The 20,159-nt window shown below is 39.8% G+C and carries 22 protein-coding genes; 8 read left to right on the top strand and 14 right to left on the bottom strand.

Annotated elements, in window-relative coordinates:
* The first annotated feature begins 87 nt into the window (after nucleotides 1–87).
* The 5 genes from cruF (at nucleotide 88) to ACE1CI_RS27720 (ending at nucleotide 3,995) form a co-directional block, all read left to right on the top strand.
* Nucleotides 88–1,029 (top strand): gamma-carotene 1'-hydroxylase CruF, encoded by a 942-nt coding sequence (gene cruF, locus ACE1CI_RS27740; RefSeq protein ID WP_413262118.1) that lies wholly within the window; start codon nucleotides 88–90, stop codon nucleotides 1,027–1,029.
* Complete coding sequence (gene cruG / locus ACE1CI_RS27735; protein WP_413262117.1) at nucleotides 1,026–2,237, top strand: 2'-O-glycosyltransferase CruG; 1,212 nt, start codon at nucleotides 1,026–1,028, stop codon at nucleotides 2,235–2,237. The genes cruF and cruG overlap by 4 nt, the downstream gene beginning before the upstream one ends.
* A gap of 45 nt (nucleotides 2,238–2,282) precedes the next feature.
* Nucleotides 2,283–3,065 (top strand): ZIP family metal transporter, encoded by a 783-nt coding sequence (locus ACE1CI_RS27730; RefSeq protein WP_413262116.1) that lies wholly within the window; start codon nucleotides 2,283–2,285, stop codon nucleotides 3,063–3,065.
* Nucleotides 3,066–3,162: 97 nt separating this feature from the next.
* Complete coding sequence (locus ACE1CI_RS27725; RefSeq protein ID WP_413262115.1) at nucleotides 3,163–3,576, top strand: hypothetical protein; 414 nt, start codon at nucleotides 3,163–3,165, stop codon at nucleotides 3,574–3,576.
* Complete coding sequence (locus ACE1CI_RS27720) at nucleotides 3,573–3,995, top strand: HNH endonuclease (protein WP_413262114.1); 423 nt, start codon at nucleotides 3,573–3,575, stop codon at nucleotides 3,993–3,995. The genes ACE1CI_RS27725 and ACE1CI_RS27720 overlap by 4 nt, the downstream gene beginning before the upstream one ends.
* 190 nt (nucleotides 3,996–4,185) lie before the next feature.
* Here the strand turns inward: ACE1CI_RS27720 and ACE1CI_RS27715 are convergent, their stop codons facing one another.
* The 4 genes from ACE1CI_RS27715 to ACE1CI_RS27700 form a co-directional block, all read right to left on the bottom strand.
* Nucleotides 4,186–4,860: a Uma2 family endonuclease gene (locus tag ACE1CI_RS27715; RefSeq protein ID WP_413262113.1), complete on the bottom strand. Its 675-nt coding sequence runs from the start codon at nucleotides 4,858–4,860 to the stop codon at nucleotides 4,186–4,188.
* Between the two features lie 112 nt (nucleotides 4,861–4,972).
* The gene (gene treY / locus ACE1CI_RS27710; protein ID WP_413262112.1) at nucleotides 4,973–7,768 is read right to left on the bottom strand and encodes a malto-oligosyltrehalose synthase; all 2,796 of its coding nucleotides are present in this window, start codon (nucleotides 7,766–7,768) and stop codon (nucleotides 4,973–4,975) included.
* 12 nt (nucleotides 7,769–7,780) lie between these two features.
* Nucleotides 7,781–9,604: a malto-oligosyltrehalose trehalohydrolase gene (treZ, locus tag ACE1CI_RS27705; RefSeq protein WP_413262111.1), complete on the bottom strand. Its 1,824-nt coding sequence runs from the start codon at nucleotides 9,602–9,604 to the stop codon at nucleotides 7,781–7,783.
* Nucleotides 9,605–9,973: 369 nt separating this feature from the next.
* Complete coding sequence (locus ACE1CI_RS27700) at nucleotides 9,974–10,348, bottom strand: c-type cytochrome (RefSeq protein ID WP_459564134.1); 375 nt, start codon at nucleotides 10,346–10,348, stop codon at nucleotides 9,974–9,976.
* Between the two features lie 16 nt (nucleotides 10,349–10,364).
* Here ACE1CI_RS27700 and ACE1CI_RS27695 point away from each other — a divergent pair, with 16 nt between their 5' ends.
* The 3 genes from ACE1CI_RS27695 to ACE1CI_RS27685 all read left to right on the top strand — a co-directional run bounded on the left by ACE1CI_RS27695 (nucleotide 10,365) and on the right by ACE1CI_RS27685 (nucleotide 11,381).
* The gene (locus ACE1CI_RS27695; protein WP_413266924.1) at nucleotides 10,365–10,541 is read left to right on the top strand and encodes a hypothetical protein; all 177 of its coding nucleotides are present in this window, start codon (nucleotides 10,365–10,367) and stop codon (nucleotides 10,539–10,541) included.
* Between the two features lie 50 nt (nucleotides 10,542–10,591).
* Nucleotides 10,592–10,705, top strand: a complete 114-nt coding sequence (gene petG / locus ACE1CI_RS27690; protein WP_073592562.1) for a cytochrome b6-f complex subunit V — start codon at nucleotides 10,592–10,594, stop codon at nucleotides 10,703–10,705.
* A gap of 487 nt (nucleotides 10,706–11,192) precedes the next feature.
* A complete protein-coding gene (locus ACE1CI_RS27685) occupies nucleotides 11,193–11,381 on the top strand; it encodes a CsbD family protein (RefSeq protein WP_413266923.1) in 189 nt (62 codons plus the stop codon).
* A gap of 50 nt (nucleotides 11,382–11,431) precedes the next feature.
* On the opposite strand, the gene ACE1CI_RS27680 is transcribed toward ACE1CI_RS27685, so the two are convergent.
* The 10 genes from ACE1CI_RS27680 to ACE1CI_RS27635 all read right to left on the bottom strand — a co-directional run bounded on the left by ACE1CI_RS27680 (nucleotide 11,432) and on the right by ACE1CI_RS27635 (nucleotide 20,157).
* Nucleotides 11,432–12,385 (bottom strand): FTR1 family iron permease, encoded by a 954-nt coding sequence (locus tag ACE1CI_RS27680; RefSeq protein WP_413266922.1) that lies wholly within the window; start codon nucleotides 12,383–12,385, stop codon nucleotides 11,432–11,434.
* A 99-nt stretch (nucleotides 12,386–12,484) separates the two neighbouring features.
* A complete protein-coding gene (locus ACE1CI_RS27675) occupies nucleotides 12,485–12,919 on the bottom strand; it encodes a ferritin-like domain-containing protein (RefSeq protein ID WP_413266927.1) in 435 nt (144 codons plus the stop codon).
* Between the two features lie 99 nt (nucleotides 12,920–13,018).
* Entirely contained in the window at nucleotides 13,019–14,038 is a 1,020-nt protein-coding gene (locus ACE1CI_RS27670) for a 4-helix bundle domain-containing protein (protein WP_413266921.1), read from the bottom strand.
* Nucleotides 14,039–14,328: 290 nt separating this feature from the next.
* On the bottom strand, nucleotides 14,329–15,333 hold the full coding sequence (locus ACE1CI_RS27665; protein WP_413266920.1) for a multicopper oxidase domain-containing protein: 1,005 nt from the start codon (nucleotides 15,331–15,333) through the stop codon (nucleotides 14,329–14,331).
* 119 nt (nucleotides 15,334–15,452) lie between these two features.
* On the bottom strand, nucleotides 15,453–16,067 hold the full coding sequence (locus ACE1CI_RS27660; protein WP_413266919.1) for a hypothetical protein: 615 nt from the start codon (nucleotides 16,065–16,067) through the stop codon (nucleotides 15,453–15,455).
* A 32-nt stretch (nucleotides 16,068–16,099) separates the two neighbouring features.
* Complete coding sequence (locus ACE1CI_RS27655; RefSeq protein ID WP_413266918.1) at nucleotides 16,100–16,585, bottom strand: hypothetical protein; 486 nt, start codon at nucleotides 16,583–16,585, stop codon at nucleotides 16,100–16,102.
* Nucleotides 16,586–16,662: 77 nt separating this feature from the next.
* Nucleotides 16,663–17,289 (bottom strand): hypothetical protein, encoded by a 627-nt coding sequence (locus ACE1CI_RS27650; RefSeq protein ID WP_459564133.1) that lies wholly within the window; start codon nucleotides 17,287–17,289, stop codon nucleotides 16,663–16,665.
* A 784-nt stretch (nucleotides 17,290–18,073) separates the two neighbouring features.
* Nucleotides 18,074–18,883, bottom strand: coding sequence for an energy-coupling factor ABC transporter ATP-binding protein (locus tag ACE1CI_RS27645; RefSeq protein WP_413266916.1), 810 nt, complete (start codon nucleotides 18,881–18,883; stop codon nucleotides 18,074–18,076).
* 22 nt (nucleotides 18,884–18,905) lie between these two features.
* A complete protein-coding gene (cbiQ, locus tag ACE1CI_RS27640) occupies nucleotides 18,906–19,679 on the bottom strand; it encodes a cobalt ECF transporter T component CbiQ (RefSeq protein ID WP_413266915.1) in 774 nt (257 codons plus the stop codon).
* A gap of 121 nt (nucleotides 19,680–19,800) precedes the next feature.
* Nucleotides 19,801–20,157 carry a PDGLE domain-containing protein gene (locus ACE1CI_RS27635; protein WP_413266914.1) on the bottom strand — a complete coding sequence of 119 codons (357 nt, stop codon included), beginning with the start codon at nucleotides 20,155–20,157 and terminating at the stop codon, nucleotides 19,801–19,803.
* Nucleotides 20,158–20,159 lie beyond the last annotated feature (2 nt).

Genomic DNA, 20,159 nt, shown 5'->3' with positions numbered 1-20,159 from the left:
ACTGATAATCTTATGAGTAAATTTTAGTAAACATTTGTAAACTATTAAGAAGCGCTTTCCGAGTGTCACCTATCTAGAGGAGTCTTTATGAAGCAACTTGTTATAGTCGAGCGCTTTTGTCTAGCTGGACATATTTTATCGATGATTTTTGGATGGGCTGGGCTGCTTTACGTTTTACCGCGTCCAGAACTGATTGCCAGTTTACCAGATGCTGGACAAGCCTTCTTTGGGTTGAGTATGGCTTGGGGTGGAGTGATTAATATCATTCTGGGAGCGATCGCAGTATCTATATATGCTTATCGTACCTGGGGAGTTTGGCCTACTTTAAGCTTCATGTTTCCGGCGATGATGATTTCCGTAAGCAGCGAATTGTTAGGAACTAGTACCGGATTTCCTTTCGGGGATTATCATTACCTCAGTGGTTTAGGGTATAAAATTGCTGGATTAGTGCCGTTTACGATTCCGATTTCTTGGTTTTACATGGGGATTGTTTGTTATACGATCGCTCGTGCTGGAGTCAGATTAGCAGAAAATCCGAACTTTCTCCGTCAACTTGGTGCGATCGTCCTTGGTGCTTTAATGTTCACCTCTTGGGATTTTGCCCTAGAACCAGCTATGAGTCAAACGATCGTACCTTTCTGGTATTGGGAAAAAGCAGGAGCTTTCTTTGGTACACCTTACCAAAACTATGCCGGATGGTATGGCACCAGCTTTTTGTTCATGAGCGTAGCCGCAATTTTCTGGAACTTCAAGTTTGGCGCAGGAAAGCAAAACTTAACTAGCAACTTCACTCAAAATCAACTGGTTTTTCCCTTAGCTATTTATGTGAGCAACTTCGCATACGCTGCCGTGTTAAGCTTGGGTTCTGGTTTTGGGATTCCAGTTTTACTGGGCGTATTGGTAGGCGTGATTCCCACATTGGCACTTTATCAGTTAGCACCTAACGGCAAAGCTTTATTTGCTACTGAAGAATCAGCTACCATTAAAACCGAAATTCCAGTGGCGGCGGTAAAAGTAGGAATCAAGTGAATCAAGATTTGTCGATCGTGGCGGGTGCTGTTTGTTTTGGGTTGTTACTGTTACAAGTACCAGCCACATTAATTCTGCTTTCCCGCCTTTTCAAAGGGCCATTTCGTCAACCTCCCCTTTCCCCCCTTTCCCCCACACCAGATCTAGTCGGCGCAGTCAGTGTGGTAGTTCCCACCCTCAACGAAGCAAAGCGAATTTCTCCCTGTTTAGCTGGGTTAAGTCGTCAAAGCTACGAAGTGAGAGAAATTATTATTGTCGATAGTTACTCTCAGGATGCTACCCCTGATTTAGTCAAAGAAATTCAGAAAAAAGACCCTAGATTTCGGTTAATTAATGACGATCCTTTGCCAGAAGATTGGGTAGGAAGACCTTGGGCTTTACACAATGGTTTTCTGTACAGTTGTGAGCAAAGTGAGTGGATTTTAGGAATTGATGCGGATACTCAACCTCAACCTGGATTAGTAGCAAGTTTAGTCAAAACTGCCGAAGCGCAAGGTTATGATTTAGTGTCTCTTTCTCCCCAGTTTATTTTGCAATATCCTGGGGAGTGGTGGCTACAACCTGCGCTTTTAATGACTTTATTGTACAGATTCGATCCGGCAGGAACGAATAATCAAAGCCCGGAAAGGGTAATGGCAAATGGGCAATGTTTTTTGTGTAGGCGATCGGTTTTAGCAGCTTTGGGCGGTTACACTAGCGCCCGAAGTTCTTTTTGTGATGATGTAACTTTAGCCCGTTATGCTGCTGTTCAAGGTTACAAAGTCGGCTTTTTAGATGGTGCGAAAGTTATTAAAGTCCGAATGTATGAAGGGATGGCGCAAACTTGGACAGAATGGGGCAGAAGTTTAGATTTAAAAGATGCTGCTTCTTTTACACAAATATTGGGTGATTTATGGCTGTTGTTGAGTGTGCAAGCTTTGCCTTTAATAATAGTTTTCACCTATTTGTTGATTTCTTCCTTTTTCTCCTTCTCTGCTTTTCCCTTTGTGCTGTTGTTGCGGTTGAATTTATTTTTGGTGGTAATTAGGTTTGCTTTGTTGTTTGCGATCGCGCCATCTTACGATCGTACAAACAGCAAATCTAATTGGACTTTTTGGCTTTCCCCCCTAGCAGATCCCTTAGCTTTTTTACGAATTCTGCTATCCTCACTAAATAAACCTACTCAATGGCGAGGAAGGATTTATCAGAAAAAGCAGAAGGCACAATAAATCTCTGGTTTTAGTAATTGAAAATGTTCTGATTACTTTAGCTATATGTGGAACAATCCTTCAGTTGTATATGGGCTTTTGGGCAGTTTAGGTGCTGGTTTAGCAACAACAATTGGCGCACTGCCCATTTTTTTTATTAAGCAAGTTACTGAAAAAGTTCAAGGAGTAATGTTAGGATTTGGGGCAGGAGTAATGTTAGCTGCTACCTCTTTTTCTTTGATTATTCCAGGGATTGAAGCTGCTAGTTCTGCTACTGGAAATAATGTAACTGCTGCTTTAATTGTGGCGATCGGAATTTTATTAGGTGGGGCTTTTTTATGGTTTACTCATCGCAATTTTCCCCACGAACACTTTATTAAAGGTTCTGAAGGAAATCAGCCGAGTAATTTAGCGCGAGTTTGGTTGTTCATTTTGGCGATCGCACTCCACAACTTCCCCGAAGGATTAGCCGTAGGAGTGGGTTTTGCTAGCGGCGAAGTCAGTCAAGGATTAACTTTAGCAGCGGGAATTGGTTTACAAAATATCCCTGAAGGTATGGTAGTTGCTTTATCCTTAATTGCGGAAAGATACTCAAAATTATATGCTTTATGGATTGTATTACTTACTGGTTTAGTGGAACCTTTTGGCGGTTTAATTGGTGCTGGTGTAGTTTCTTTAGCTAAACCTTTAATTCCTTGGGGACTGTCTTTTGCTGCGGGTGCAATGTTATTTGTAATTAGTGATGAAATTATTCCCGAATCTCACCGTTTGGGTTATGAAAAGCAGGGAACTATTGGTTTGATGTTGGGTTTTGTATTGATGATGCTGTTAGATGTGGTTTTGGGATAGAAAATTATAGAAGTTTTATGGAAATTGTGAAATATTTTTTGCTTTGGAGGTTTAGCTGTAAGTAACAAAAGGAAATAAGCTATACTGACAAGAGAATATGGCTAAGGCGATCGCTATGGCTATGGAAATTAAACTTAACTTATCTGACAGCCTATTAGAGTCAGCGCAACATCTGGGAGAAGCAACCCAAGAAGATGTATCAACTATCCTATTGAATATTTTAGAGGTGTTATTACCCACTCTAGAAACTTTGGTAGATAATGACTTCTATCCAGTAGTAGCTAATCTTTCTGATTCTCAAGTAATGGCTTTAGCCGATGCTAAAATGGATCGGATTTCTCATCAACGACTAAGGGAACTGCAAGAAAAAGGGAAAATTACCGAACTTACCCAAACAGAACGCGACGAACTGCTAACTTTAATTTCCATTTATCAACTCGGACAACTGCGAAAATCAGAAGCCTTAGTTGAAGCTGTAAAACGTGGTTTGCTTTCTCCCTTGCACCCATGAGCAACCTTTCGGAAAATTTACGCGCCTCAGTCAGAAAAAGAGCAGGAAATAGGTGCGAATACTGCCTAAGTCATCAAGACTATATTATGGGTTGGCTTCAGGTCGATCATATTTATCCTGTTGCTAAAGGGGGAGAAGATACAGAGGATAACCTTTGTTTATCTTGTGAGTTATGCAATCAATATAAATGGACAAAAACAGAAGAATTAGACCCTGAAACTGGGGTAAAGATGCAATTATTTAATCCTCGTCAGCAAAAGTGGCAAGAACATTTTGCTTGGAGTGAAGATAGCACAAAAATTATAGGGATAACTGCCTGCGGTCGAGCAACAGTTTTAGCTCTAAAACTAAATAATAGTTTAGCGGTAACTGTACGTCGCAATTGGGTTAAGGCGGGTTGGCATCCACCAATTACATAAGATCAATGTAAGGAACCAATATTAACGCAAGTTGCTAGTTATGAATTATTTCCTGTTCCCCCCTTGAGTAAGGGGGGTTAGGGGGGATCTTCGGCTGTGATTACTAGGTTTTGATCCCCCCAACCCCCCTTATTAAGGGGGGCTAAGAAACAGCCAGACTTATAACTAGCAACTTGAGTTATTACTCAAATTAAACTCTATTGGCAATTATAAGAAATTCTGCATATTCAGGTGAGTTTAATCCCTCTTGTAACACTGTTAAAACTGTTGCCATATTTCCTGATAATAATTCATTGACTGCTAACCAAAGTCCCGGAAATACCTGACTTTTTATCACACCATTTTCATCAGGTTGCAATAATATATAGTCACCGTTTTGTAAAGAGAACCAATCTAATTTTTGCTCAAAAACTTGCCAAACTAAATATTCTTGGACAGCATTTCGCTGATAAGCTTGCTTTTTATCATATAAATCATAAGATGCACTACTAGCAGCAATTTCTACTACTAATTCTGGCGCACCTTCGATATAATCATCATCCGTAACGCGAGAATTTCCGCCTGTTTCAATTCGCAAAAAAGCATCAGGTTGAGGTTCATTATTTTCATCTAATCTAACAGTTGTGTTGTCACTCAAAGCAACACCAGAAGTTGCTGCTTCATAAACACCCAACCATGTAATAATTTTGCTATGTGGTTGACCGTGACTTTTGAAACGAACTGCTGCTGCCATGTAAACTACTCCTTCAATCAGTTCAGCTTTTTTAATGTGAGGAGATGCGGCATATCTGCGTTCAAATTCATCGCGGGAAAGGCGATCGCCTCCTTCCAAAGGCGGAACAATTAGCTTTTGAGTCACAGCCATTTTTGATTTCTCCCTTTGCTGACTGATTTTATTTTAAGGTATTCAAAAAAGTACGTTGTTGCGCTTTAGCGCTAGCTGGCGCTGAAGCGCAACAACGTACCTAGAAAATTCTTTAAGTACCGATCAACAATGCTGCTGGGAAATGTTGCAATGCTTCACCAATATAGAGGGTGTTATCGCACTTCACATCCTGCAAAGTAATCGCATTTTTCCAAGCTGTTGGCATTCCTTCCGGTAATTCAATGCTGGTGTCTTCCCAAATGTCTTTACCTAATGGTAGTTCTCCCGGTTGAATTACTTTTGTTAATAAGCGAGTTGCTAGGGTAATTGCTACTTTGTTTTCATGAATTCTAGCGAAGGCTATTATGCGATCGCTAAATTTACCCTTCACCATTAATGGTTTATAATCACCATCTAGGAAAAGTTGCAAATGTTCTTTTCTCGCTTGCAGCAATTGATAAGTCAAGAACATTTTAATTCTGCCATCTTCTTTGGTAGCAAACAAATCTTTAATTAATTGCGGAATATCTGCATTTAATCTCTCTTTGATTTCTTGCAGATATTTTACTCGCAGTTCGTAATCAACCGGACGACGATTATCAGGATCTACCAAACTTAAATCCCACAATTCATTACCTTGATAAAGGTCTGGAACTCCGGGAGAAGTGTTTTTCAAAAGGATTTGAGAGAGGGAATTGAAAATCCCATATTCAGCAATTTTTTGTTGGAAAGGACGCAGCTTTTCTAAAAACTCATTAGATTCTGGATCTGCTAAAAGCCGATCAACAAAATTGAGATATCCTTCTTCATAAGCGCTATCAGGTCTTAACCATGCCGTATGAACTTTAGCTTCTCTCACTGCTTTAATTACAAAATCTTTCACCCTTTGGACAAACTGGGGATACTCACTTTCATTGAATGGAAAAGCACCAATCAGTGTTTGATAAAGGAAATATTCGTCGTTTGTATCTGGTACAGGTTTGTTTTTAATTACAGTTTTCTTGGCGCGATTCATTTCACTCCAAGTCCAGATATTTTCTTCCCATTCTGATGCTAATTCCGGCAAAACGTTAATTCTAGCTCTGGTATCTTCACCGCGTTTGGTATCATGAGTTGCAGTAGCATTCATTGAATGTAACCAATGACTACTTCTTCTGAGATTAAACTCATGAAATTCTTCAGGAGTAACGCCAAAACTTCCGGGATTTCCTCCTACTTCATTGAGAGAAATTAGGCGATTATAGTTATAGAAAAGAGTATCTTCTACACCTTTTGCCATCAAGGGGCCTGTTAATTGCTGAAACTTCATGACAAAGTGATGGCGATCGGCTTTTTGTTCCTCATTCAAATAGCTTTCATCTTGGCGTAACAGCAATTTTTCTAAATACCCAAGTTCCTTCACCAACAAAGGTACACGACCTTTGGCTTTTTCAATTGTTTCTTTGATGTAAGTGGTATCTTCTGGTCGCACATCTGGCGAAGAAGTGTAAGTCCGATAAACTGGAAATAATGCCAATACCTCGGTTAATACTCTTTTCAAACCATTAGCAGTAAAGTCGCTTCCTTCCCTAGTTTGACCGGAAATATGTTTGAGCTTTTGGGCTAAATTATCTACATCACCCAACAAATTTTTCTCAATGATTAGATGCTTTTTCTCGGTTACTAAGTCGTGATATGGTGCATTCGATCCGGTGAAAGCAGAGTAAATATCTTGAAATTCTTGTTCGCGATCGCAACAGCAGAAAAGACCATTCACATAGTTAAGATAATCATAACCGCTCGTTCCTTGAATAGGCCAATGATGCGGTAAATCTTCACCAACTAATTCTAAAATCTTTTCCGCAGTAATGTAAGTATCTCCGACTTTTTCTCGGAGTTTTTCTAGGTAATCATTGGGGTTATAAAGACCGTCAATGTGATCGATTCTTAAACCCGTAAATTTCCCCTCTCTGACAAATCTTTCAATCAAGGAATGAGATCTACCCAATACTTTCATTTCTTCCACTTTTACAGAAATCAACTCGTTGACTGTAAAAAATCTCCGATAGTTGATTTCTTCTGCGCCAACTTTCCAAAAAGATAAACGATAAAATTGATCGGAAAGGATGCTATCTAGCATATTAAAGCTTTCCGATTTTCCTGGTTCTCCATTGAAAAAGTGAATATTATGATCGAAGAATTCTTTAACAGATTCGTTTTGGGTGTAAAGTTCCCACAATAACCCTTTAACAAAGGCAAGTTGGTCGTATCTTTCTCTTCCCTTGACTTCTGCTGGCAGGTTTTTAATTAGATAAACTACCCCCAGTAACTTAACAAAATCTGGATGTCTTCTGCCTAATTCTCTACCCAATTGTCCGAGATTTTGAGTCAAAAAACGGGTGTATGATTCGATTCTAATTGGCAAGTTTAAGCCAAAATAATCAATGCTTAATCCTGTTTCATCGTAGTTTAATTTGATATCGCCATTTTCTAGGCATTCTCCATAATAAGTACCGAGTAAAGGTGCGAGAATTCTGCCCCTAAAGCTTTCGTAAGCGTGATTCCATTCAATATCAAAGAAGTCAAAATATTCTGAATCTGGGCCATTTTCTAGCACATCCATCAGCCATTTATTTTCGCTATCATAAGCCATGTGGTTAGGTACAATATCTTGTAACCATCCCATATTATGACTTTGTAAATCGCTCAATAATTGCTCAAATTCTTCTGGTGTTCCTAACTCTGGATTTAATTGAGTTGGATCGACTACATCGTAACCGTGTGTGCTACCTGCCCTAGCTTTGAAAATGGGCGAAGCGTAGAGATCGGAAATGCCCAATTCTGCCAAATAATTGACTATTTTTTGGGCGGAGGCGAAGGGGAAACCGCTATGAAATTGAATGCGGTAAGTTGAGGTAGGAATTCTCATATTAATCTGGGTTTATGCTTGGTATAGTACGAAACTTTTGGCGGGCATTGTGAGTAATTCACCAGGGATTAGTTTGTCGGGCATGGTGGCACCTGGCCCCATCCATTTAATGTCAGCAGAATCGAGGAGTTTTTGCCAACTTCCGCTGGGTGTGTCAATATCGAAGGTGAGAGTGCGATCGCTAAAATTCATCACATAAAACACCTGATTTTCATCACTGTAGCGACGCATCAACAACAATTTTTCCTCTTCCCGACTCGATACTTCTAATTTCTTTTTATCCAGAACTTTCAAAGCTTCATTGATTCGGCGCAAGAAAATTAATTCTTGGTAAAAATCCCACAGAACTTTGTGTTTATCTTGATATTGTTGTTCCCAATTTAAAACGCACTTGTTAAACGTTCCCGGATCTTGCGGATCTTGGAAATCTTTCTCATGTCCAGCTTGTAAAAACTCATCTTTTTTGGATTTTCTCACTGCTTCAATTAAATCCGGGTCTGAGTGACTAATAAAATAAAAGAATGGTGCTTCTTCTCCATACTCCTCACCCATGAACAGTAAGGGAATAAAAGGCGAAAGGATCAGCGTTCCTGCCGTTAACTTTAACCCTTCAAATGAAGTGAGTTTTGTCATTCTTTCACCCAAAATTCGATTACCCGTTTGGTCGTGATTTTGAGCACAAACAATAAACTTATAAGCAGGTTCTTCCGCAGATGAATTTCCATGACGGCGTTTTCTATCCGGTGAATATTGTCCCGAATAAACAAAGCCTTCGCGCAAAGATTTTTCTAAGTCTTTACACTTGCCAAAATCCTTATAATATTTCTGTTGTTCACCAGTAATTAACGTATGCAGCGAGTGATGGAAATCATCGCACCATTGGGCATCAAGTCCATATCCGCCCACCTCTTTCGGACGAATGATTCGCACATCATTAAAGTCGCTTTCTGCTGTGAGATAAAGCTTCCTACCTTTTTGTTGTGAAAGGGCATGAACTCTCTCAGCTAACTCTTCTAAAAAGTGTTTGGCACTCAGATCGTAAATGCCCTGAACTGCATCTAATCTCAGGGCATCAACGTGAAAAATATCCAACCAATATAAGGCATTTTCGAGGAAATACTCTCGCACCCCATCGCAATAAGCAAAGTCTAAATTGGGTGCATCTCCCCAATCACCGAGATACTTTTTCGTAAAGTAAGGGCCAAAATTAGGTAGATAATTTCCCTCTGGGCCTAAGTGATTGTAAACTACATCTAAAATTACCGCGATTCCTTCTAAATGACAGGCATTAATGAGTTTTTTGAATCCATCTGGCCCACCATAGCTGTCCTGAACTGCGTAGGGATACACGCCATCATAACCCCAGTTTCGATCGCCTGGGAACTGTGATACTGGCATGATTTCAATAGCATTAATTCCTAACTCTTTTAACCGAGTTAGTCGGGGAATAACTGCTTCAAAAGTTCCTTCTGGGGTAAAAGTGCCAATGTGTAATTCGTAAATTATGTAATCTTCTAAACGAATGCCTTTCCAATCGCGATCGGTCCAATTAAATGTACTATGATCGAATACTTCCGAAGGTTTATGTACACCTTCCGGTTGAAAATAAGAAGCAGGATCGGGAAATTCTTGAGTTCCTTCTAATTGATAAACATAACGGCTACCTGGTTCTATATCTTCAGAGGTAACTTGCCAAAAACCATATTCCAACTGTTGCATTGGTAGCAATTGTTCATTAGGTGAAACAATTTTTACTGCTACTTCTTTGAGCAAGGGTGCCCAAACTGTAAATTGACAACGAGCATTTCCTAAGTAATTAGCGCCTACTTTTACCATTGGCTGCTTTTATCTCTCATTCGCTCTCCTTAAATTACAATTAACTCAACTGTGGGGAATCTGTCGCAGAGTTGATTTTATGAGTACGTTGTTGCGCTGTCTTCGCTCTTATTACTACTCTCGTTAAGTAGGTAGATCTAAATAAAGTAAAACAAGGGCGGGCAAGATGCCCACCCCACAAGAAAGCTGAAAATCTTGTGGGGTGGGCATCTTGCCCGCCCCATTGATAGATAACTATTTTCACTTTATTTATTTACACCTACATAAGAGCGCCCAAGCGCAACAACGTACCTAATCTTAATTTCAAAAATTAGCCCTCTTACACTATTTAGTGCAAGAGGGACAAATAGCAATTTATTTTTGACAGAATTACAGCTTTTCCAGATAACTGAGGAGATCTGCCATATCTTGTGTTCCTGGTTGAAATTGTGGCATTGGTGGAGTTTTGCCACTGATCACCTGCTGAATTAAGCTAATTTGTGATTTACGCTTGGAGATACCTTGCAAGCTGGGGCCAACTCGACCATCTGCTTCTAAACCATGACATCCAGCACAGTTCATTTGAAATATCGCATGACCCCTAACTGGATCTCCTGTCAGGGACATAACACTCTTAATATATGGATCGGACATTTGCCACTGATGAAAAATCACCATCCCTAAAAAGATTGCCAGCACTAGTGCGAGCACCCATAATGTGAGTTGTCCAATCAGGGCTTCTGGTTTAATCAATTGTTTATCCACATGGTTGCCTAGAAAAGTGAGAATTACAAACAATGTTTTTAATGATATACATAGCTTAAGATTTCTAGACAATTCAGGCAAGCTACCGGAATGGGCTAGAGGTCGCTTCCCGAAAGTGATTCAGCCTCATCCTCCCAGTTTTAAGTTAATTTTTGCTTTACATTTAGTTAATGCTAGTGGTCGCAGTCCCTAGTAGGATAATGAAATAGAAGTAATAAACGTTAACATTCAAGGAGATCTGACGTGGTAGAACCCCTACTTTCAGGAATTGTGCTGGGCTTGGTGCTAGTAACCCTGGCTGGGTTGTTTGTTGCTGCTTACTTGCAGTACAAGCGCGGTAATCAGTTGGGAATCTAAAAGCTGTTAGATTAGTCCGGTTAAGTAGGATAAATAAAGTGATAATAGTTATCTAAGAATGGAGCGGGCTCTCCTGCCCACCCCACAAGAGTTATAGCTTTCTTGTGGGGTGGGCAGGAGAGCCCGCCTTGGTTTTCACTTTATTTACCTATACTCAGATCTTGCACTCCTGAGCAGAGCCTCCATTCTTCGTTCCCAGGTTGAACCTGGGAACGAGGACAAAGGAGGTGGAACCTCCCTTGGTGCAATATCTGAGTATACCTACTTAATCAGACTTACTATCCTTAACCCAAAACTTTGTAGAGACGTTATATATAACGTCTCTACAATTTTGCTTTCATCTATTAACACAAAATTGTTTAGTGCCGCATCTAGCTAACGTTATGTTTTTGATTATGTTATAAATATCACTCTCGAAAGATCCTTTTTTACTCCTTAGTTATTCATAATAGCTGATGAAAGATTAAATCATTTTTTGGAGGTTATTATGAGCGTTGAAGATCGTTTGAATGCAGTTGCTAAAAATATTGAGGGCAAAGTTCAAGAAGGAATGAGCGAACTAACAGGTAATCCTCAAGATAAAGTAGAAGGTAGAGCTAAGCAAAAAGAAGCTGCTGCAATGCACGCTAAAGAAGATTTGAAAGATCAGGCAAAAAGAGTTATCGACAGAGCTTAATATGTTTTGTTAAGCTAGATCCCCGACTTCTTCAAGAAGTCGGGGATCTGTTAAGTATCTGTTAAAGGGTTTTTGCTATTCTTTTGAGGTACAGGGCTTTTACCATTCAAGCTGCGGAAGTAAAGTCCGCCAATCGAGAGTAAGAATAGTACGTAAGCGATCGCTTGAACCTGATAAAGTTTGTCGGTGTAACCGAAAAGAGTTCGTAAAATTAAACCAGGGAATTGACTTTGGGGGAGAATTTTACTCAGATCCCAAACCATTGGGCCTAAAATACAAGAGGGGTTTTTGGCAAATCTTTCATAGTAGAAACAAAAACCTTCTGATTGACGATTCATTTGGGAGAGAGTTCTCATTCCTTCGTTCAAATCTCCCAATGCAGAAATTACTAAACCTGCAACAATTAGGAGTAACAAAACTCCCATAATTTGAAAGAAGCGGCGGATATTAATTTTGATTCCCCACCTAAATAAAAGTACACCAATTCCAGCGGCTACTGCTAATCCGCTAAGTGCGCCAATGGCGGGAACTAAACCTTGTTGAAATTTGCCGATAATAAATAGAACGGTTTCAAAACCTTCGCGCAAAACGGCGATAAAAATTAAGGTGAAAACTCCCCATCCCGCAGCTGTGTTTTTTTGCAGGGCGGCGTTGACTGCGCCTTCTACTTGGGATTTCATGGATTTTGCTTGCTGTGTCATCCAGATTAACATCCAGCTGAGCATGGCGATCGCACCCAGCCCAAAACCCGCTTCTAAAAAAGGCTCAATTACAGCCCCATAAGGCGAATTAGAAGCACTTAATAATTGAAAGATCCAACCTATTAGTAAACCGACTAATCCACTGGCAATAATTCCTGCGCCAATGCCTAAATAAACCCAACGGTTAAGTTTAGTTTGTTTGGCTTTTTTCAACAAAGCCAGGACGATTCCCACTACTAAAGCGGCTTCTACTCCTTCTCTGAGGGTAATTACAAATGTTGGTAAAGCAGCACTAAAATCCATAATTTAATAATTGTTGTTGGTTATTCGTCATTTGTCATTTGTCATTTGTCATTTCCCTAACTTAATGACTAATGACTAATGACCAATGACTTGTGACTATTAGCTAAAATCCCGCAACATTTTTTTGATTTCTAAGTTGTGTAATTCTTCTTGTCCAATCATTGTGCGGGCGAATTCTTCCAGATAAATACTGGCATTCTCTACTGTTTCCAGGAGTGACTTATACAAATTTAGCGCTCTTTTTTCGTGATTGAGGCTTTCCTCCAAAATGTCTTTTACTGTGTGTTTGTAGGTTTCTTCAATGGGGGCAATTTTCAAGGTAGGATGACCTTCTAAGCCAGTGAGAATTTCTCCTACTTGTTGGGAGTGAAGTAAAGATTCTGTGGCTTGGGCTTTGAAAAATTGCACGATCGGGATTCGATTTGGCCCTGTTACCATTAGAGAGTAGTGAGTATAGCGCACTACGCCTGCTAATTCAAATTCCATGATCGAGTTGAGTATGCCGATCGTTTTTTCTTGGTCTAGTTCTCTCATCAGTCGTCGCTGTAATTTACTAGTTGTCACTTAATAATAAGTAATTGATAACTGAGAAATTGTATTTATTATTTTCAATTATCTATTACTTATTACCAGTTAACCATTACTAGTTATTTTTTGGCTATTTTGTTCTATTGTTTTAATTAATTGCGAGACTTGGGTGGGTGTTAATACTGGTGTAGCAGGGGGAATAGCAGCAGGCCAAGCTTTGAGCAGTTGTGCCATACTAGTTTCGATCGCTTTATGCACTTCGGGATTTTGTTTTGCCATTTGTGGGGCTATTCCCTGATAGAGGGTATTAGCGTAGTTAACAAAACCGCGAGAGTCTTGATATTCGATCGCTGCGGAAATTTTACCATTGGCGATCGCTGCCCCATACTCCGAATTAGCCGCATCTAGCAACCCATTGATTACCTTTAACACAAATTGCGGCGAATTTCTTTGAGTTTCCGGTATTCCTTGAATTGCGCCATCTACCGCTTGCATAGAATTAGTAAATTCCGTAGCAATTTTAGTATCTTTCGGTTTAGATTTTACTAAGTCTTGCAAAGTAACTAAAGTAGTTTTGAATTCTTTCACATTTCTTTCGTTTAGCTGATCTTCAACATCCACATAAATTTCTTCTACAGGATGTCCAATATGCGGTTCGGCTTGTTTTGGTTGTTGTTGATCTAATAGTTCTTTTGCTACCAAAAGATGCCCTTTCATTAACCCCAATTTGGTCAGATAATCTACATCTTTGGCTTCACCAGTGAGGACAACATCCTCGATTGTCACCATGTCTTTAATTTTGTCGAATTCTGGTTGAGTAATTACCTGTTTGGTGACTAATTCTTCAGCGCTTCCATAAGGGCGACTGGCTTGAATTTTATTAGATAATCCCGGAATTCCTAACTTGGCTTCTAACTTATCTAATTCTGACAAAATCGCGCTATTAATGTTAATTTTTGGCTTGTTACTGCTATGACCATTATGATTTGTAGCTTGGGTTGTAGTAGTGTTAGTAGCAACTGTAGTAGCTGAGGTATTTTCTTTACTTTCAGTAGTGCTACAGGCAGAGATAGCAATCAAACTGAGAAGAGAAACAGCAACGGACAAGGAACGTAAAACTTTCATGACTTTGTGTTAAATAGATGTTCGTTGTGAACACTTCAGTGTTCATTTCGATTGAGGAATGTACGACTAAAGTCGCTACAACAAACCGTTCGTTGTGAACACTTCAGTGTTCATTTCGATTGAGGAATGTACGACTAAAGTCGCTACAACAAACCGTTCGTTGTGAACACTTCAGTGTTCATTTCGATTTAGGAATGTACGACTAAAGTCGCTACAACAAACCGTTCGTTGTGAACACTTCAGTGTTCATTTCGATTGAGGAATGTACGACTAAAGTCGCTACAACAAACCTAAGTTTCAAGGACGTTAAATAAACCCATGCAGCCATTTTCTGCGAGGGTATCTTGATGGGGATGAAACATATATTTACCTGGATAACGATAGGTAAATTCCAAAATGTGACGTTCAGCTACTCCCATTGTGATGACATCGGTTGTTTCACTTGGTTTGCGAGTCATTCCGGTGCGATAAACGTCGAAAAAATTGGCGTGGATATGAAAGGTTGCTGCGGCTTCATATTCGATCATGTTGAGAACGTACAGCCGAACTAATTGATCTTTATAGATAGGAATTGGGTAGCGCATATAGTAATGTGGCAACCCATTAAAGGCGTAAATTTCATTACGACGATCGTCATTAATGTCGTAACCTCCCATTACCATTACCATTTCATCAGCAGGCGATCGACCTCCTGGCGGATCGACAATAAATAAACCGTAAAGTCCCTTGGCAATGTGACGAGTTATCGGTTCAATGTGGCAATGATAAAGGTGTAAACCGTAAGGTTCGGCATCGAATTCGTAAATTGTGGCTTTGCCGTTGAGAACAGGTTTTACACCATCGCTTTCGGCGCGGTGAGTGCCGTGAAAATGCAAGGAGTGGGAATGTCCACCTTGGTTGAAGAATAGTATCCGCACGCGATCGCCTTCGCGAGCACGTAAAGTTGGCCCTGGCACTCGCCCATTGCAATTCCAAGTGTTGAAAGAGACAGCGTTGTTTAGCTGGACGGTGGAACTTTTCGCAGTTAGCCGAAATTCGCGGATTGTTCGCCCATTTTCCCGTTTTACGGTGCCGTAATCGAAATCTCGCAGCGTCACCAGAGGGCTAACGCCGTTGCCAAAGTCAGGTGTGTCGCTGGGAATTGGTGGCACTAACACCTTTCCCTTCGATCTAACTATGGAAGTTTGCAGTGCCAGGGCTGCACCTGTGATTCCCACACCGCCCAGAAGTCCTAGTTTTAGGAGTTGTCGGCGGTTCCAAGGTTTTCCTTTCTCTGGCCAAAAACGATCGCTCATTCTCTATGTCAAAAGTTCCCAGTTCATTATTGCAAATAATTTGCAAAGAATTTCAACAATTTAGTTTTTCCATGATTGCCGCTATGTTCTTTGCCGTGAGATTTGATACTCAATGCTAGTTAACGTTTCCAGCCATGCCAAGGGCTTACTTGCAGAATGCCTTGACGGGTAAACACCACTTTAAATTTACCAATTGCTGTATTGGCAGCTGCTTTCACTTGGTTATTAGTTCCATGAGGAAGAGAAGACTGAAGTAACTTTGGTAAGGGAGTTTCTGGTAAGTAAGTTTCGGCGGCGGCAATGAGTGGTTTATAACTAGCGATCGCACCATCTGGAGTTACTATTACTTGATAAGCTAAATGCTGCTTTAGCGATCGACCACCTTGCCAAAGTTGAGCAATTCGAGCGTATACTTTTTGATTCAATTCCTTAATTTGAACCGGATCGGTAATTTCCTCTGTTACTATTTCCTGAGTTACAGGTGTCAAGGAAATAGCTGCAACAGAACTTTCCTGATTATTATTAGCAGCAGGCACAATAGCTATTGTTTGACTAGGCTGATTTTCTTCTATATTAGTTACGCTATCAGATTTGTATGGAGTACCAGCAAACTTTTCACTTTGACTGACTCGCCAGTAAGCAATGGGAAAGCTAATACCAAACAAAAATAAAACACCTGCTAGTGCCAAGACGTATTTGTGTAATTCTTGAGAATTTGAGAATTTAGTTTCCATTCGTGATGTCCTCCCTAACTAAAATTTTTTGGTTAATTTTCTGGCATTAATGGTAAGTATGGGAATAAAGGATGCCAAGTCATCACCGTTGCTGCTACGAAAAAGATAAACATCCAGAAAAACATTGTCCGGGGTTTAATGTTTTTTTTGTGCCAAATTAGATGAAGAAGTAACCAACTACCCAACCAGCCAATTAACAAGATAGTTTGTTTTCCTGTATAGCTGTCAATTGCGCCGTACATTTTATCATTGCTATGGCTTCCTGGTATCCAACTACCAATCTGACAAAGCATTCGATCGAATGATTCTGATGTCTCAACCAAATGATGAAATATCATCATTAAAAAAGAACCAAAACCAGCACTAATTAAAGCGGCAGCAGCAGGCCCAGAAACTTTTGGTGGGTTTGGCGAACCCTCTGCTAAAACCTTGGGGAAACTTTTCAAACCATCCCAAACTCGACTGTATATGGGTTTATTTGCTTGTTCATTACCTCGATTTAACGATCGATCGCTCACTCTTCACCCTCACAACTTGTTTACTTTAGAGATTTCTCGTTTCCAGGCTTTTTTTCCTTTAAGAATTATGGATTTACTTATAACCCGTGAACTTTAGACAACGCTAATCCGGTTACTAATCCACCTATATTGAAGAACATTATTGCCATTAAAGCAATACAACTACCTGCTAAAACTTGACTGTTTTGTTTTTCTAAAATAGCGTCACCATAAGAGAACAAAATCCAGGTACAAGCCGTTCCTAATGGCAAGGTAAACAACACGCTAAATATGTGATATTGCATGAATATATAGTGAGCTAAAGGTGTATTTTCTTCAAACCAAGCACGAGAACCACCGTATTCTGCGCCAGCAACATATCGCATATAAGCCAAATTACCAGAAGCGATAGATAAGAATGTAATTAAAGTTGTCCAAAATGTGAGAGTACGCATTTGGGGCAGAACTTTTACCGAACCTCTGAGTAAAGGAAAAGCTAAATGTCCGGCATAAACCGCGACAATGCTCGACAATATAGCAGCTAAACTGTGAATTGTACCTATATTTCGCTTCCAAGGATTCGGGTGCAATAAGTTAATTAATGGTAAAACTAGAAATAGTGCTGCCGACATAAAACTGAGTCCATAGACGCAGACTTTAGCAATATCTAACCGTTTCGGATATGTTGATATAACTGGCTCGGTATGTGGTTTTTCCACTAGAATTTGTCCTTAATTATGGTGGTCGCTTCAGAGTAATTAATAGGCACTCTAATTACCAAATTAGCAAATCATCCTTGGGATAGAGTTACCATCAATACCAAATAATGAAAATATTGATGGTGATTCGTTAATTGGTTTACTTGTTCAACGAGAAAAATAATTGGTCACGCGAAAAATGATTTTTGGCTAAACATAAAATTAGCTAAAAATCAAGGAATAAACTCTTAAGTTTGTACGCGCAAAGCCAAGAGTTTTCCTGAACTAATAGTCAACAATAAGGAATTACTTGGGTTACTCCTTACACTACTATTACTTCCGTGTCTTCTTTCCCATTAATGCAATTTATTTGCAATAAACAAATGATATAGCTCAGAAATTCTCCGTCAATAGCTCCTTTATATTTTTTAATATGTTGACAAATTTGTTAACAAATTTTCGGCCTAGCTTGTATTTAACTAGGGTTGCTGAATAAGTCTGTTGGTGAGGGTAGGGACACGGCATCATTAATATTTGCAACTCCTGCGTTATCTTTTGAATGCCGTGTCCCTACAATTTTCCTGAAAAAGGCAAGGTTTTTGCACTGAAAGATTGTGATAAACAAAGCACTTATTGTGGGCAAAAAATGGGTAAAACCCTTGCATATCTTACTCTCTACCTTTATTCAGCAAGCCCTAACTAAGCTTGGCTTCAAACCAAAGAAGAATTAATCAAAACTGACGCAGTACCTCTAAATGTAGGAGTAATTCATGAATTACCCCTACATTTGGATGTTTCTACATAACTACTGTTAATGTTGATGACGAGTCACTTCTTGCAGGGTTGGGGCGACTTTGTGAGGTTCATCTGCAAGTAAACAGTAGGGGCGACTGTAGCACAGAGGCGCTTCTAAAGAATGTTGAATTAAGAATTCTGAATTGCTCATTACTTGCTCAGTTTTGCCATCAAAAACTACTTCGCCTTGACTTAAAACAACTGTGCGATCGCAAATTTCCAACGCCAAATCTAAGTCATGGGTAGCTATTAGTTGAGTGATGGATAAACCTTTTAATAAAGTAATTAATTCCCGGCGAGAACGGGGATCTAATTGGGCGGAAGGTTCATCTAATACTAATACTTGGGGGTTCATTGCTAGCACTCCGGCGATCGCAATTCGTTTCTTTTCCCCACCGGATAAATTATCAGTATTTCGCTTGCCATAATATTCGGGATCGATGCTAACTGCTGCCATTGCTGTGAGGACTCTTTCGCTTAATTCGCGATCGCGCAAACCTTGATTCATTGGCCCAAAAGCCACATCTTCCCAAACAGTTGGCATAAATAGTTGATTATCGGGATTTTGAAATACCAACCCCACAAAATTTCGCACTTTTTGTAAATTTTCCGTGTTCACTAACCATTCCCCAATTTTTACCTGTCCTTCTTGGGGCAAAATAATCCCATTTAAGTGTAATTGTAAAGTAGATTTTCCCGAACCATTAGCGCCAATTAAAGCTACTCGTTCATTAGCTTTAATGGTTAAGTTAATGTTTTTTAGTGCTTGGGTGCCGTCAGGATAACTGTAGCTGAGGTTTTCAATGAAAATGGGATTGTGGTGCATTTGGAGAATTGTAAAACTAAGACTAAATGATATAAATTGCTTGTCCTAATAATGCCAAAATTATGGTGAAAGTTAAAGCTACAATATCGCGTTTGCCTCCAGCAGGTAAATCAAACACAGGCGGTACTCCCTGGTATCCTCGCGCCAACATTGCTTGATAAACGCGATCGCCTCTTTCATAAGTGCGAATAAATAAAGCCCCAATCATATTACCAATAACTTGTCTTTGCCAACTACTATTTCCTGCCAGATTTCGCGAAGCAGCAGCCCTACGCATCGCGTTAAACTCTCCCATTAATACATTAATGTAGCGATACATAGAAGCCAAGATTGCTACTAATAATGGCGGCGTTTTTAAAGCAATTAAACCGTTTAATAAAGCCGGAACAGAAGTAGTTAAAGTTAACATATTTAACATTAACAAAGATAGCAAAGCTTTAATTGTGACGCTACCCAACACATTCAGACCTTTAGAGGTAATTTGGATGATTCCCCAAGACCAAACAATTTCCCCGCTACTGTGAAATAAAGTGCTAAAAAGAATCACCGCAACGAAGGCAAACTCCACAGCTAAACGTTTAAATAACACTGGCAAAGTTACTTTAGTGATTAACACTAAACAAAGTACACCTATACCATAAATTGCCCAAGTCCACCATCTACCGTTAGGAGTTAAAGCAATAGCAAACACTGAGAGAAGAGTGCAGAGAACGCGAGTTTTTGGGGCTAGAGAATGCCAAAAACTAAACTGTTTGCTATCAATATCTAAGTGAAAGGCGTTAACGTGAAGTAGCATTGTTGATTAAAGATTTCGGATTTGTGAGTTTTAATGAATTGAAAATTTGATATTGGCAAAAAATCCCAAATCCAAAATCTGACAATTGGCTTAAAGGGAATTTTCGGAAGCATCAGGAGAATCAGGGGTTATGGCGATCGCTAATATCCCCCGAACCAGAACGGCGAACTACTAATTTACCGATGCCCCAAGCCAAACCAAAAGTTGCTAAAGTACCGATTAAACCTGCCAACGGAGTAGCCATTCCTTTTGGTACACCTCGGACGGCGTATTCATTGAAAACTCCATAGAAAGGTAACTTTTTCGCTGGGGCATCCTCAATTGCTTTATGGTCAAATTTTAAATCTTGAGAAACTCGATCCAAACCATCAGGATTGGAACTGGCAAAAGGGGAAAGGAAAACAGCAATTAACAGTGCTATCCCTAAACCACCTATGATTAAAGCCCGGTTACGTACTTGGGAATTGTTACTAGTCATAG

This window comes from Floridaenema flaviceps BLCC-F50, from assembly GCF_041929275.2.
Classification (GTDB): domain Bacteria; phylum Cyanobacteriota; class Cyanobacteriia; order Cyanobacteriales; family Aerosakkonemataceae; genus Floridanema; species Floridanema flaviceps.
Note: the sequence above shows the minus strand (reverse complement) of the source record. Positions and strands in the feature narration are given on the sequence as shown.

What these genes read in the sequence shown, in the direction of transcription:
- ACE1CI_RS27720 (WP_413262114.1), top strand. Translation starts at nt 3,573, where the DNA reads ATGAGCAACCTTTCGGAAAATTTACGCGCCTCAGTCAGAAAAAGAGCA.
- ACE1CI_RS27660 (WP_413266919.1), bottom strand. Translation starts at nt 16,067, where the DNA reads ATGGAAACTAAATTCTCAAATTCTCAAGAATTACACAAATACGTCTTG.
- treY (WP_413262112.1), bottom strand. Translation starts at nt 7,768, where the DNA reads ATGAGAATTCCTACCTCAACTTACCGCATTCAATTTCATAGCGGTTTC.
- ACE1CI_RS27680 (WP_413266922.1), bottom strand. Translation starts at nt 12,385, where the DNA reads ATGGATTTTAGTGCTGCTTTACCAACATTTGTAATTACCCTCAGAGAA.
- ACE1CI_RS27675 (WP_413266927.1), bottom strand. Translation starts at nt 12,919, where the DNA reads ATGAGAGAACTAGACCAAGAAAAAACGATCGGCATACTCAACTCGATC.
- ACE1CI_RS27725 (WP_413262115.1), top strand. Translation starts at nt 3,163, where the DNA reads ATGGCTAAGGCGATCGCTATGGCTATGGAAATTAAACTTAACTTATCT.
- cbiQ (WP_413266915.1), bottom strand. Translation starts at nt 19,679, where the DNA reads ATGCTACTTCACGTTAACGCCTTTCACTTAGATATTGATAGCAAACAG.
- cruF (WP_413262118.1), top strand. Translation starts at nt 88, where the DNA reads ATGAAGCAACTTGTTATAGTCGAGCGCTTTTGTCTAGCTGGACATATT.
- ACE1CI_RS27665 (WP_413266920.1), bottom strand. Translation starts at nt 15,333, where the DNA reads ATGAGCGATCGTTTTTGGCCAGAGAAAGGAAAACCTTGGAACCGCCGA.
- ACE1CI_RS27730 (WP_413262116.1), top strand. Translation starts at nt 2,283, where the DNA reads ATGTGGAACAATCCTTCAGTTGTATATGGGCTTTTGGGCAGTTTAGGT.
- ACE1CI_RS27645 (WP_413266916.1), bottom strand. Translation starts at nt 18,883, where the DNA reads ATGCACCACAATCCCATTTTCATTGAAAACCTCAGCTACAGTTATCCT.
- ACE1CI_RS27635 (WP_413266914.1), bottom strand. Translation starts at nt 20,157, where the DNA reads ATGACTAGTAACAATTCCCAAGTACGTAACCGGGCTTTAATCATAGGT.
- ACE1CI_RS27670 (WP_413266921.1), bottom strand. Translation starts at nt 14,038, where the DNA reads ATGAAAGTTTTACGTTCCTTGTCCGTTGCTGTTTCTCTTCTCAGTTTG.
- treZ (WP_413262111.1), bottom strand. Translation starts at nt 9,604, where the DNA reads ATGGTAAAAGTAGGCGCTAATTACTTAGGAAATGCTCGTTGTCAATTT.
- ACE1CI_RS27715 (WP_413262113.1), bottom strand. Translation starts at nt 4,860, where the DNA reads ATGGCTGTGACTCAAAAGCTAATTGTTCCGCCTTTGGAAGGAGGCGAT.
- ACE1CI_RS27685 (WP_413266923.1), top strand. Translation starts at nt 11,193, where the DNA reads ATGAGCGTTGAAGATCGTTTGAATGCAGTTGCTAAAAATATTGAGGGC.